This window comes from Vibrio sp. T20 (assembly GCF_007858795.1).
GTDB classification, from domain to species: Bacteria; Pseudomonadota; Gammaproteobacteria; order Enterobacterales; family Vibrionaceae; genus Vibrio; species Vibrio satsumensis.
On the sequence record NZ_VFEB01000252.1, the window covers coordinates 17159 to 31146 of the forward strand.

Here is a 13988-nt window from a genome sequence, read left to right on the forward strand (position 1 = left end):
GACATCACACTAAACCTCGAGCTAAAAAGGCCAGTTATGGAAATCATGAAAGCGCTTACAGATTACCTTCACGCCATGAAACTGTTTCATGGATTCATGAATCCACATTTAGTCAATTTTGTTAAAAGCCTTAGTTCAATAAAGGGATTTCAACACATCTATTGGCGTATCAAATACGATTGATATCTAGTATTTCCCATTATCGAGGCTATTGATATGCAGGGGCCACGGCGAGATAAATTAAAATAATATGAAACGAGGTATTGAAGATGTCATGGAGGGTAGAGGGAGAGGCAATCCCAAATGATAGAACAGATATTCAAGACGAAAAAAGGGCACAAAGAATGTGCCCAAGAATGGAGTTATATAACGTGCCCTAATCAATCTGCCTTTAGGGCTAAAATGGACAGTATTTACGTACTATTGAAACGCATGGATATTCGAAAGCATGGCTCTTTGAAATATGCCGAATTCAAAGAGCTGCGCTTTCTATATCGGTGATTACCACCAAGCTTCAAACATTGCGCCGAACGACAATGTATCAACATTAGTTGTCTTCACTGTGTTGCCTTTCGTTTCTACATCACCCACGGTTGTGTAGAAGCGAAGCATTGGACGGCTCCAAGGTAAACCACCTAGAGAAACGTTTTGAGACAGGGTTACTTTCCACGCGTTCTCTTCACCGTCGTCATCGTAATCAACCATGCCGTAGCCCGCTTCTAGCCATGTAGAGTGAACATCATCCCATTGGTATTGTGGACGAACGATACCAGCGTATTCCGTATTCTCGCGGTCTAGATCAGAACCAGAGTTGTCTTTGTACGACACTAAGTAATCGATGATGAAGTTGTCTGTCGCTGCATAGCTACCTTCAACGCTTGCATACAAAGTCTGGTAGTCACCTTTCAGGTCATATACTGACGAATCAGCACCGTCACCATACTTAACAACCAACTTGTTAGACTCACCCAAGCCTAAGGTCGCACCCAATAGGTATGCCGTTTCATCACTAACTTTTGGCTCACCTGCTACATCAGCTTCATCTGAAGCAAAGCCGTAGTTCGCATACAGATCTAGGTTACCGATACCAGCGTTGATGCTGTGCAGTTTTGCGGTCACAGCGTATCGACCGTTGTCGTTAACCAAACCACCTTTAACTTGGCCAACAAAGCCCATGTCTAACTTAGCACCACCGAAGTCGAAGTTGTTAAAACCAGCACCTTGACCATCGTGTGTCATCCAGAAGTAATCGTTCAAACCTTGTTGCGGACGTTGATGGAAGTCACGACCAGCCCACATGTAAAGCTCAGGCTGACTTTCAAAGACATTGGTTACACCAGCGTACATTTTTTTCATGCTTAGGCCACCGTCATCAGCCCATGCGTCAGCTTCCCAGTGGTCAGCCATAAATACGATGTCCCAGATAGCGCCGTTATCTGCTTGGAAAAGCTTAGCTAACTGAACTTCACCACCGTTAGCTTCGTTACCTAAACGACCAACAGAACGACCTGTTGTACCTATGTCTACGTAACGCTCATCACCACTTTTGTAGTGAGCGCCGTAACGAGCATAACCAGAGAAGACGATACCGTCTGGTACATTGGTTTCTGCAGTCAGAACCGCTTGTTGTTGATCATCAACATACTTGATATCACCAACTTGAGATTCCAGCTCTTGGATTCGCTGTTCCAAAGCGGCAAGATCCGTTTCTGCAGCAAAAGAAGAGATTGAAGCAAGCGAAGCCGCCACTGCGACCGTTATTGGCAAAAGCTTAAATTTTTGCATTGTAATTCCCTATTATTTTTTTGAGTTTTCATCGAACAGGGAAATATTAAGCAATGAAAGCGTTGAAAAGTTGGTCGCTGTTCACACTGATAAATTAGCTCGAGAGCCATGAAACTTTTAGAAAAACCACACCCAAAACTATTAATTTAATATCAGAAACTTAGAACATAAAGTGCGTGAAATATCAGCTTGAAATCGCTTTCATTTCATCAATAATGGCGGGGTCTATCACGGAAAGCAGTGTGTGAAAATGAGGGAAATATGGTGCAGTTTTGACTGGTTTTCATATATATGAAAAGCCTCAAAATCTATCATCAATTTTGAGGCTTTCTAGTTATCGTCAAATATCTATTTTAAATGATTCAAGATACCCCTACGGCATATCAAGAGACTCAACACCCATGTTGAACAGAGTAAATGCATAGATATCTGCAGTAAGATCGATAGCTTTACTCAATGGCATTCCAGCACCGTGACCCGCATTAACATCAATACGAACCATCACAGGTGCGCCACCTTCATGCTTGTCTTGCAGCTCAGCGATGAACTTATAAGAGTGTGCAGATACGACGCAGTTGTCATGCTCCTTCTTTTATATGCTATAACGCTATGACTCTACTCATCAAAACATGGCGAAACTCATAACATTAAAAATAGTGTGAAATCGTCAGATAACGAGTTCTGATGTGTTCAATCAATAACTTAATCTTATTGGGAGGCTGGCGCGTAAAGGGGTACACCGCATAAATACCCAACTTCTTGCCCACCAAGTCAGGGAAGATATCCACCAGCTGACCATTGCGAATATCGTGATAAACCAGACAGCGCGGCACGTACGCAACGCCATGTCCACCCAGCGCTGCTTTTCTTAATGCCGTCGCGTTGTCAGTCGAGAAAGAGCCCGAGACACGCACAATGTACTTATCGTTGTCGGTACAGCCATCTTTACTGTGCAGGAACTGCCATTCGCTAGCACCCGTTGTTTGATACGCATATTGCAAACAATTGTGCTCAACTAAGTCTTTAGGCTGCATCGGCTTACCGTTCTTGGCGATATAAGACGGCGATGCACACACCACCCATTGCGAATCCAATATATGACGAGCAATTAGGCTGGAATCTTCTAGGTATCCGGTTCTAATCACCAAGTCGAGACCATCCTCAACCAGATCGACAAAGCGATTGTTCAGAGACATATCGACCGTTAGACCTGGGTGCATATTACAAAACTCGGCAACAGCGTCTGCGAGTATCAAATCTCCGGAGATAGTAGGCACTGACATTTTGATATGACCGCTGACATTTTCACCAAAGCCTGAAACTGCGTCCATAGCCTCTTGAGCTGCCTGCTTCACATTTTTGGCTCCGTGTAACATTGCCTTGCCTGCTTCGGTCAGCGTCAATTTACGCGTAGTTCGATATAATAATTGCACACCAATCTCTTCTTCCAAACGCGCAATCCTCTTACTAACTACCGAATTTGTAAGGTTATTTTGCTCTGCCACCTTACTAAAACTACCCAGCTCTACTACCTGTGAAAACAGGATCAAATCATCTGCCCGCATCTGATTATGCCAATTTTGGAATTAATTATTTTCATTATTTCCCTATATCAATAAAAAATAAAGGGGTAAATTCACGCCAAATTAACAAAACAATTACAAAAGAGTCATTCCAATTACAAGATTCGCACCTAAATGGTTCCCGCTTAAGAGGCCAATAGCGATTCGAATGATGACGACCCATAACGTGTTATTTACTTCAAACATGAACGTTTGAAATCAGTACGAGGAAGTACCCATGAGTGAAACTCTACTAGCTCTATTGGCCTTTTCGCCAATAGTTGTTGCAGCGATTCTACTGGTTGGCCTGAACTGGCCAGCGAAAAAAGCGATGCCAGTGGCATTCGCACTAACCGTTGCTATTGCCCTATTTGCTTGGGATATGTCTAGCACTCGCGTGTTGGCTTCTGTATTCCAAGGTTTCGGCATAACCGTGTCGGTTCTCTGGATTGTGTTCGGCGCCATCTTCTTATTAAACACTTTGAAGCACACCGGAGCTATCACCACTATTCGTAACGGCTTCACGGATATATCCGCTGACCGTCGCGTTCAGGCAATCATCATTGCTTGGTGTTTTGGTTCATTCATCGAGGGCGCATCTGGCTTCGGTACACCTGCAGCTATTGCCGCTCCGCTACTGGTTGCTATCGGCTTCCCAGCACTTGCTGCGGTACTGATGGGCATGATGATCCAATCTACGCCAGTATCATTCGGCGCGGTTGGCACTCCAATTATCGTCGGTGTGAACAAAGGTTTGGACACACACAACATCGGTGAAAGCCTGATTGCTCACGGCTCTACTTGGGATGCTTACCTGCAACAAATCACGTCAAGTGTTGCGCTGATTCATGCCTCTGTGGGTGTGATGATGCCTGTGCTAATGGCAATGATGCTGACTCGCTTCTTCGGTAAGAACAAAAGCTGGACTGAAGGTTTAGACATCCTACCGTTTGCGCTATTCGCAGGTGCTGCTTTCACAATTCCTTACGCACTGACAGGTGTCTTCCTAGGTGCTGAGTTCCCATCTCTAATTGGCGGTCTGGTTGGCCTAGCAATTGTCGTTACAGCAGCAAAACGTGGCTTCCTAGTACCGAAATCAAAATGGGATTTTGAGAGCGAAGACAAGTGGCCAGCAGAATGGCTAGGTTCTCTAAAAATCGACCTTGACGACAACAATCAGAGCCATAAGAAGATGAGCATGGCGATGGCATGGGCACCTTACGTACTACTTGCTGTGACTCTGGTTGCTAGCCGTGTGAGCCCTGAGTTCAAAGGTCTACTAAAGAGCGTTAGCCTTTCATTCAGCAACATCCTTGGTGAGACAGGCGTAAGCACAGCGATTCAACCTCTGTACCTACCGGGCGGCATCTTAGTCTTCGTCGCGCTGGTTGCGGTTCTCATGCAATCTCGTAGCGCAACGCCACTGGCGAAAGCGTTCGGTGAATCAAGTAAAACACTGATTGGTGCAGGCTTTGTGTTGGTGTTCACAATCCCGATGGTACGTATCTTCATTAACTCTGGCGTGAACGGCGCAGATTTAGCAAGTATGCCTGTAACCACGGCAAACTTCGCAGCTGACCTAGTTGGCAGCGCATTCCCAGCCTTAAGTGCAACAGTGGGTGCGTTAGGTGCCTTCATTGCAGGTTCGAACACTGTTTCAAACATGATGTTCAGCCAGTTCCAGTTCGAAGTAGCGCAGACTCTGACTATCTCTAGCGCAGTTGTCGTTGCCCTACAAGCTGTTGGTGCAGCAGCAGGTAACATGATTGCGATTCACAACGTGGTAGCGGCATCAGCAACCGTTGGCTTGCTAGGACGCGAAGGTGCAACCCTACGTAAGACAATCATCCCCACGTTCTACTACTTAGTAATGACAGGCATCATCGGCCTAGTGGTTATCTACGGATTCAAAATGACCGACGCACTTATGTAAACCATAAGTCGTTACCAAAGCACTTGGCGTTAATACTCAATTCCCCGACAGCGACACCGTCTAACAAGACAGTTGATGAGTTCCGGGATGGATACTAGAACACATCAACACCCTCGGGTATTAACGCCATTTTCCCGCTTTGCAGTTACACAGCTTATTTGCTTCATAGATTCGTTGCTTCAAAGCTTAAGAAAGACAAAACACTGACTCTCAGAATTAAAGCAGCCCAAACCAAGCTCTCATAGAAGGGCAACATCCCAAGAATTTAGGACTGAAATTATGATCATATCCGCATCGACTGATTACCGCGCCGCAGCAAAAGCGAAATTACCACCGTTCCTTTTTCACTACATTGATGGCGGTTCTTACGGAGAACATACCCTACGTCGTAACACGGCTGATCTTGCTGAGATTGCGCTAAAGCAACGCGTACTCAACGACATGTCAGATCTGAATTTGGAAACCGAACTGTTCGGCGAGAAGCTAGCGATGCCAATCGCACTGGCGCCTGTTGGTTTAACAGGCATGTACGCCCGACGTGGTGAAGTTCAAGCAGCCAAAGCCGCTGACAACAAAGGCATCCCTTTTACCATGTCGACTGTGTCGGTGTGCCCGATTGAAGAAGTGGCACCTAAGATCGAACGCCCAATGTGGTTCCAACTTTACGTACTTAAAGATCGTGGCTTCATGAAGAATGTGCTTGAACGCGCAAAGGCAGCGGGCGTGACTACATTGGTCTTCACGGTTGATATGCCCGTACCCGGCGCTCGCTACCGTGACATGCATTCCGGAATGAGTGGTCCAAACGCCGCTGTTCGTCGTGTATTCCAATCTATGCGTCATCCTAGTTGGGCGGTGGATGTCGGTCTGCTAGGTAAACCACACGACCTAGGCAACATCTCTACTTATCGTGGTTCTCCGACCAAACTGGAAGACTACATCGGTTGGTTGGGTGACAACTTCGACCCGTCGATTTCATGGAAAGACCTAGAGTGGATCCGTGATTTCTGGGACGGCCCAATGGTCATCAAAGGCATTCTTGATGAAGAAGATGCAAAAGATGCCGTGAGATTTGGCGCTGACGGCATTGTGGTTTCAAACCACGGCGGCCGCCAGCTTGATGGTGTTCTATCGAGTGCCAAAGCATTACCTGCAATTGCAGACGCAGTAAAAGGCGACACCAAGATTCTGGTCGACTCTGGCATTCGTACCGGCTTGGATGTGGTTCGAATGATGGCATTGGGCGCAGATTGCACCTTGCTTGGTCGATCTTTCGTTTACGCATTAGCAGCGCAAGGACAAGCAGGTGTTGAAAACCTACTCGACCTTTACGACAAAGAGATGCGCGTTGCCATGACATTAACAGGCGCGAAGACAATCAAAGACTTAACTCGTGAATCTTTGGTGGGGCTAGATTAAATCTCCACGACTCAGATTCAGACTCATGCTTTGGTCTACTTAGGCTGAAGTTCAATCGGTGTCACAGCAATTCCACTATCATTGTGACACCGTTTAAGCACTGGACAACAAAATAAAAAACAAAACAGTGCCAAATAAGAAGCACAAGGAAGCAAAGATGGAGACAAACACATCCCATGAGCGAGTAGTAGATGCCAAAGCTTATCAGCAGCTTGAGGCTATACTGGCTCAAAAAATAGAAACGGAACGCATTGTCACGCAAGAGGCAAAGCGCTTGGCTTACGGCACCGATGCGAGTTTTTATCGCTTGGTGCCGAAAATGGTTCTAAGGCTTAAAAACTTAGACGAAGTGATATTCACCATTCAAAGCTGTCGTGAACTGGGCATCCATTTTACCTTTCGCGCGGCAGGTACCAGCCTTTCAGGACAAGCGGTTTCAGACTCGGTACTTATCACTCTGACCGACGACTGGCGCGGCCATGAGATCGTCGACAACGGCAATCAGATCATTCTTCAACCCGGTGTGATTGGCGCGGATGCCAACAAATACCTTGCCCCTTTCCAACGTAAAATCGGCCCAGATCCAGCTTCCATCAACACCTGTAAAATCGGTGGTATTGCAGCGAACAACGCCAGTGGCATGTGTTGTGGTACTGCGCAGAACTCCTATCGTACTGTCGAGAGCATGAAAGTCGTGTTGAGCGATGGCACGTTGCTCGATACCGCAGACAGTGCTAGCGTTGAGGCATTCAAGCAGTCACACAAAACCCTTTTTGAAGGCATTGTTGAACTGCACCGCCAAACCAGCTCGAATCAAGAACTCGCCGACAGAATCCGCCACAAGTATCGCCTTAAAAACACCACGGGCTACGCGCTCAATGCATTGGTCGATTACCACGACCCAATCGAAATAATCAAACACCTGATGATCGGTTCAGAGGGCACGCTAGGCTTCATCGCCGAAATCACCTACAACACAGTGATTGAACACCCGAACAAAGCCTCAGCTCTGTTGGTGTTTGCCGACATCGAACAAGCAAGTAAAGCCGTTACTACACTGTCTAAAACCCCGGTTGCTGCTGTTGAGTTAATGGACGGCAGAGCGCTACGTTCTGTCGCGGATAAACCGGGTATGCCCGCATTTATGCCGAGCTTAGATCTAGAATCGGCAGCTATTTTGGTGGAATCACACGCCAGCTCCCAGCAGGACTTAGATTTACAATGTAAATCAATTTTGGACGCATTAAACGAATACACGATTGTTGAATCTGTCCCTTTCACGTCTGATCCCAAGACTGTCGCGACGCTTTGGGGCATCCGAAAAGGCATGTTCCCTGCGGTTGGCGCAGTACGCGAAGTCGGCACGACTGTCATCATTGAAGATGTTGCCTTCCCAGTCGAGAACCTTGCGAACGGTATTCGAGAGCTGCAAGAGCTATTCGATAAATACGACTACAGTGAGGCGATCATTTTCGGCCACGCCCTAGAAGGCAACCTGCACTTTGTATTCACTCAAGGCTTTGATAGCCAAGAAGAGATCAACCGTTACGGTGGGTTCATGGATGACGTGGCCGAACTGGTTGCGGTGAAATACCAAGGTTCTCTGAAAGCGGAACACGGCACGGGCCGTAACATGGCACCTTACGTCGAGTTGGAATGGGGCAAAGATGGTTATGCCCTGATGCAACAGATCAAGGCACTGTTCGACCCAGAAAGGCTGCTCAACCCTGGTGTTATCATCAACGACAATCCAAATTCCCACATCATCGACCTAAAACCAATGCCTGCTGCCGACGACCTTGTTGACCGCTGCATTGAGTGTGGATTCTGTGAGCCTGTTTGTCCGTCTCGTACACTGACCTTATCACCTCGCCAACGTATTGTGTTGTACCGAGAGCTAAAACGCCGTCGAGAAGCAGGGGAAGAGATAGAAGCTAGCGAACTAGAGAAAACCTTTGAATACCAAGGCATCGATACCTGCGCGGCAACTGGCCTGTGTGCCGAGCGTTGTCCAGTAGGCATTAATACTGGCGACTTAGTGAAGAAGCTTCGTGTTGCCAAGTATGAGAAATTCACACCAATTGCGAAGTGGACTGCGGATCATTTCTCGACCACCACTAAACTTACCAAGGCCGGCCTCAAAACCAACCAAGTGGCGAGCAAAGTATTAGGCGCAAATACTGTCGGCAAGCTAACCAACGGCTTGCGCTCAATAACTAAAGGTGCGACACCCGTTTGGATGCATGAGATGCCGCAGTCCAACAGTCACTCGCTCACGGCTTCACCAATGACAGCCGCAACGTCGAATAACACTAAAAAAGTGGTTTACCTTCCTTCATGTGCCAGCCGAACCATGGGGCAACAGAGTGATGCGGGCGACCAACGTCCTCTTACTGAAGTAACCATGTCTCTGCTCAACAAAGCTGGTTTTGAAGTCATCCTGCCAAAAAAACTAGACGACCAATGTTGTGGTATGCCTTACGACAGTAAAGGGATGAACGACCTAGCCCAATCGAAAGCGCAACAGCTCGAAGAAGTGTTGTGGCAAGCGAGTCGTCAGGGTGAATACCCAGTCTTGATGGACACCAGTCCATGTGCCAAACGCAGTATTGAGCAGTTCACCAAGCCGTTAGAAGTTCTAGAACCGACAGGGTTTGTGAATCAATACTTGCTAGAGCACCTGACGCTTGAGCCACTGAAAGAAACCGTAATGCTGCATGTCACTTGTAGCTCTCGCCGAATGGGCTTAGAAAGTGCGATGCTAAACCTCGCTAAAGCCTGTACCGAAGAAGTGATTGTTCCAGAGCATATTCAATGTTGTGGCTGGGCGGGTGACAAAGGCTTCACTACGCCAGAACTAAATGAAGCGGCAGTCCACCCACTTAAAGAACAAGTACCGAGCAACTGTACTCGTGGTTTCAGTAACAGCCGAACCTGTGAGATCGGTTTGTCGCACCACAGTGGCATTCCGTATCAATCAATCTTGTACTTGGTGGACGAAGTGGCGCAGTAGCTTCACTCATACTGCGAGCAATGTGCTCTAGTTTAAAACGAAAAATGGCAGCCCAATCAGGCTGCCATTTCTTTATTCGGCTGAAATATATTATTGAAATAAATGCTATTAAGCGAGAGCTACAGAGCCTTATGTTATTGAGCTAAGCGCATCAACTCTTCTGGCGAGTAGTGTTCTGCCTCTGCACCTTTGGCGATTAGGTCAATCACTTGGAACTCGCTCATATCCCCAAACTCTTTGGTCAAGTAATCACGAAACGCTTTCTCATTCGGCCATTTACCTCGCACGATATAGCCCTCTTCTTTATCAAAATCTTCTGTTTCAAAGAATGAAAAATCGGTCATACCAATATTGTGGCAATACAAAACGAGATACATAATTATTCCTCAAAAACGGGGTTACTAATAAAAGCTCACAGGTAGATAGAAATCAAGCTCAAACACTTCATCCGTGTTAAGAAAGTGATTCCGATGATAATGCACATAGGCTGGAGTTGAGCGCTGTTTGAAACCAGAGGCCGGTAACCATTTTTCTAATACCATACTGATCTGTGGTAGCAGCTCACCATAACGACCATTAAGTCGAAACACGGCGTGTAACCCGCCCGGAATCACCATCTGGTTCACTACGCTTCGGTACTTAATCGGTTCATCAATCGCAATACAAGCAACATAACGACACTGATCCATTTCAACCCAAGCAGGGTTAGAGTGGTGCAAACCAAACTGACTCGAAAAATCACGCTGTTCGGAATTCGCCCACGCTTTCAATATCAACCACGCATTACGAATGGATCGGTTATAGCCTGTATGTCGAACATAGGCGGCCATGCGTTCAGGCACTTCAACGATCTTAGGTTCGGGTAATACTCGCTGCGCCACATTCAAATAGCCCGCCGCCACTTCGGGATCTTTCAAATAGGGTTTCTCTGCTACTTGTAAATCGTGCTTACGCCACTCACCTGGCGACATGTTAAAGGTCGCTTTAAACGCGCGGCTAAACGAAGACACCGAACTAAAACCACACTTACTGGCGATTTCCACCACCGAGGATGTGGTATCGAACATCAATTGATTGGCCGCATACTCCATTCGGGTGCGTCGAATGTATTGATGTAACGACTCCCCAACCACACTTTTGAACGTGCGATGAAAGTGTTGCTCTGAATACGCAGCAATCTCAGAGAGCGCTTTTGCCGACAAAGGCTGACTGATGTCTTGGTGAATATGGAACAAAACATCATTGATTCGCGATATGTGTTGACGTGACATCGTTTAAATAGCATAAATGGACATGTCTAAGAGCATAAACGGACACGCTACTTTTTACAATTGCCGTGTAATATCAAGCGATAGAATAAAAACGATAAACGACGAGACACAACACATGGAAATCGCACAGTCATTACAACAGATTCAATCATCATACATTCGAGAGATCCTCGCAGCCGCAAGTGATCCAAATGTCATCTCATTGGCTGGTGGTTTACCGGACGAGAAAACATTCCCTATCGATTTGATGAAGCCAACGCTAGAAAACCTAGCGAACATGCCTGAAGTTTTCCAATACGGTTCTACTGCGGGTTACGGCCCGTTGCTTGACCACCTGACGCAAAGCTACCAATTGCCAGAGACTCACACAGCTATGATCTGTACCGGTTCTCAGCAAGGTTTGGATTTGATTGCCCGTGCCTATGTCGATCCAGGTGATGTGGTTGTGATGGAAGCGCCAAGCTACTTAGGTGCGATGCAGGTGTTTGGCCTAGTTCAAGCAAACATCGCGACCGTGTCTCAAACTGAATTTGGCCCGAACCTAGACGAACTGGAAACGTGCTTTGCACAGCAATCACCGAAGATGTTCTATGCCGTGCCTGATTTTCACAACCCAACCGGTGTGTGCTGGGCAACAGAAACTCGTCAAAAAGTGGCTGAGCTGTGTATCAAATACAACGTGGCATTCATTGAAGATGCGCCATACCGCGAGCTACGTTTCACAGGTACGGAACTGCCGTTGGTCTCTTCATTCTGCCCTGATAACTCTATCGTTCTTCGTTCATTCTCTAAGATTGCATCGCCAGGCCTACGTATTGGTGCTGTAACAGGCAAACGTAGTTACCTTGAACCACTAATCAAAGTGAAACAAGGTGCCGACTTACACTCAAGTGTACCAATGCAAGCGCTGCTTGTTGGTCTTCTAAAACATGAAGACTTCAACGTACACATGGAAAGCATTCGCACACTGTACAAATCTCGTTATGAAGTGCTGTTCTCAGAGCTAGAAAAACAACTGCCTACAGATTGCGTGTTAAAAGCCGTAGATGGCGGGATGTTCATTTGGGTTGAAATCCCAGAGTGCGATACCTTCGAATTAGCTAAGACTTTGCTATCGAATGGCGTCGCGGTAGTACCAAGCCCAGTATTCTATCCACAGGCCGATGAAGCAAAAGCCGCACTGCGCCTAAACTTCACTAATGCCAACCCGGAAGAGTTGACGGAAGCGGTGAAACGCTTAGCGGAAGTACTTAACCAAGCGTAATCGCTGCTTAAGTAACACAGACTAGATACCAAAGCCCTGCTGTATTATTACAGCAGGGCTTTTTTGTGTAATGTCGCCTCCAAGAAAGATGGTGAAATAACTCGGTTTCTTAAATAGTAAATCCACATAACATTTGTTGATAAATAGCCCTACCTTTGGTTGGTTTTTGTCCCGTACCGCCTTAGTTATACTGCGGCTGATTTTAATAAGCCAACAGACTGAACTAAGTTGAAATACTAAGTTTTGATCAAAACAGGCAACCGCTCTGGATTTACGTTCCAGCTCGCAGAAAGGAAAAACCATGTCTCAATATGTTGTATGTGCTCTGTATAAATTCGTAGCACTTGATGATTACCAAGAAATTCGCCAGCCACTCACTGATGTTTTAGAAGCCAACCAAATCCGCGGTACTTTGTTACTTGCGAGTGAAGGTATCAACGGCACCGTTGCAGGTAAGCGCGAATCTATCGACGCTCTTCTTAAATGGTTCAAACAAGATTCTCGTTTGGCTGATGTGGTTTACAAAGAGTCGTTCAACGAAGAACAACCATTCAACCGTACCAAGGTTAAGCTTAAGAAAGAGATCGTAACCATGGGCGTTGAGGGCATCGACCCACGCCACGTTGTCGGCACTTACGTGAAACCAAACGAATGGAATGCGCTGATTTCTGATCCAGATGTGATTCTGGTTGATACTCGTAACGACTATGAAGTGGACATCGGCACATTCAAAAATGCTGTAAACCCAAACACAGAAACCTTCCGTGAATTCCCTCAATACGTTGAAGACAATCTTGATCCTAAGAAGCACAAGAAAGTTGCAATGTTCTGTACTGGTGGTATTCGTTGTGAAAAATCAACAGCCTACATGAAAGAACAAGGTTTTGATGAGGTTTACCACCTTGAAGGCGGCATTCTTAAGTATCTAGAAGAAGTACCTGAAGAAGAGAGCATGTGGGAAGGCGATTGCTACGTATTTGACGGTCGTGTTGCGGTAAACCACCAGCTAGAAAAGAGCGGCTACGATGTGTGTAACGCTTGTCGTCTGCCAATCACTGACGAAGACAAAGCCTCTGAGCACTTCGAGAAAGGCGTAAGCTGCCCTAAATGTGTTGATAAGCACAGCGACGAGCAAAAAGCGCGTTTCCGTGAACGTGAAAAGCAAGTTCAGCTATCAAATGCGCGTGGTGAAACCCACGTAGGTGGCGAAGCTGCTCATCTTATCGAGCAACGCAAAAAAGAGAAGCTTGCACACAAAGAGCAACAACGCTCTAGCAAAAAAGCGAAGTAGTATTTGCTCCTACTAAAATAACGAAGGGTATTAGCGCATCCACAATGGAACGCTAATGCCCTTTTTTGATCCTGCTCTCGCTTTGTGTTTAGGAACACATTTATCTTCAAAAATAGGCTCTATACTGAAGTTAATTAGACAAGTGAGGAAGTGCCAATGCTCAATGAAAACCATGCCTTTATCTTAGATTTCCCAGATCTTAAATTAGACATTGTTCAGCTCAACCACGACGACGAAAAATTCAAAGCAGACATGCAGAAATACCACCAACTCGACTACGACATCCGTCAGCTAGAAATCTCTGGCAGCCCTATCGATGACGACAGCATGCACAACCTCAAAGTAGAACGCATGGAGCTAAAAGACTCGCTACACAAACAGCTCACACGCCATCACGCACTTAAGATCGTATAACAACTCATATGCTAGTGTGGCTAACTTAGCCACACT

General features: G+C 46.3%; 10 protein-coding genes and 1 pseudogene. 6 read left to right on the top strand and 5 right to left on the bottom strand.

The features are described 5' to 3' along the window. Window positions 1-501 precede the first annotated feature (501 nt). From FTW16_RS22795 to FTW16_RS22810, 3 genes and pseudogenes are all read right to left on the bottom strand, one after another. Entirely contained in the window at window positions 502-1785 is a 1284-nt protein-coding gene (locus tag FTW16_RS22795; RefSeq protein WP_146492554.1) for a carbohydrate porin, read from the bottom strand. A 373-nt stretch (window positions 1786-2158) separates the two neighbouring features. Then, window positions 2159-2371 (bottom strand): annotated as a pseudogene (locus FTW16_RS22805) (prolyl oligopeptidase family serine peptidase); the annotation flags it as partial. Window positions 2372-2432: 61 nt separating this feature from the next. Further along, window positions 2433-3350: a LysR family transcriptional regulator gene (locus FTW16_RS22810; protein WP_009846145.1), complete on the bottom strand. Its 918-nt coding sequence runs from the start codon at window positions 3348-3350 to the stop codon at window positions 2433-2435. Window positions 3351-3585: 235 nt separating this feature from the next. On the opposite strand from FTW16_RS22810, the gene FTW16_RS22815 reads away from it, so the two are divergent. The 3 genes from FTW16_RS22815 (at window position 3586) to FTW16_RS22825 (ending at window position 9712) form a co-directional block, all read left to right on the top strand. Beyond that, window positions 3586-5280 carry an L-lactate permease gene (locus FTW16_RS22815; protein WP_146492556.1) on the top strand — a complete coding sequence of 565 codons (1695 nt, stop codon included), beginning with the start codon at window positions 3586-3588 and terminating at the stop codon, window positions 5278-5280. Window positions 5281-5559: 279 nt separating this feature from the next. Continuing rightward, window positions 5560-6699, top strand: a complete 1140-nt coding sequence (lldD, locus tag FTW16_RS22820; RefSeq protein ID WP_102478988.1) for an FMN-dependent L-lactate dehydrogenase LldD — start codon at window positions 5560-5562, stop codon at window positions 6697-6699. A gap of 157 nt (window positions 6700-6856) precedes the next feature. Continuing rightward, window positions 6857-9712, top strand: coding sequence for an FAD-binding and (Fe-S)-binding domain-containing protein (locus FTW16_RS22825; RefSeq protein WP_146492557.1), 2856 nt, complete (start codon window positions 6857-6859; stop codon window positions 9710-9712). Window positions 9713-9846: 134 nt separating this feature from the next. Here FTW16_RS22825 and FTW16_RS22830 read toward each other — a convergent pair whose 3' ends face one another. Beyond that, a complete protein-coding gene (locus FTW16_RS22830) occupies window positions 9847-10089 on the bottom strand; it encodes a hypothetical protein (RefSeq protein WP_102299817.1) in 243 nt (80 codons plus the stop codon). A 24-nt stretch (window positions 10090-10113) separates the two neighbouring features. Further along, the gene (locus FTW16_RS22835; RefSeq protein ID WP_146492559.1) at window positions 10114-10983 is read right to left on the bottom strand and encodes a GyrI-like domain-containing protein; all 870 of its coding nucleotides are present in this window, start codon (window positions 10981-10983) and stop codon (window positions 10114-10116) included. Window positions 10984-11098: 115 nt separating this feature from the next. On the opposite strand from FTW16_RS22835, the gene FTW16_RS22840 reads away from it, so the two are divergent. From FTW16_RS22840 to FTW16_RS22850, 3 genes are all read left to right on the top strand, one after another. Next, window positions 11099-12247, top strand: a complete 1149-nt coding sequence (locus FTW16_RS22840) for a PLP-dependent aminotransferase family protein (protein WP_146492560.1) — start codon at window positions 11099-11101, stop codon at window positions 12245-12247. Between the two features lie 301 nt (window positions 12248-12548). Beyond that, entirely contained in the window at window positions 12549-13538 is a 990-nt protein-coding gene (locus FTW16_RS22845; RefSeq protein ID WP_146492562.1) for a rhodanese-related sulfurtransferase, read from the top strand. Window positions 13539-13694: 156 nt separating this feature from the next. Continuing rightward, window positions 13695-13952: a YdcH family protein gene (locus FTW16_RS22850; protein WP_009846137.1), complete on the top strand. Its 258-nt coding sequence runs from the start codon at window positions 13695-13697 to the stop codon at window positions 13950-13952. Window positions 13953-13988 lie beyond the last annotated feature (36 nt).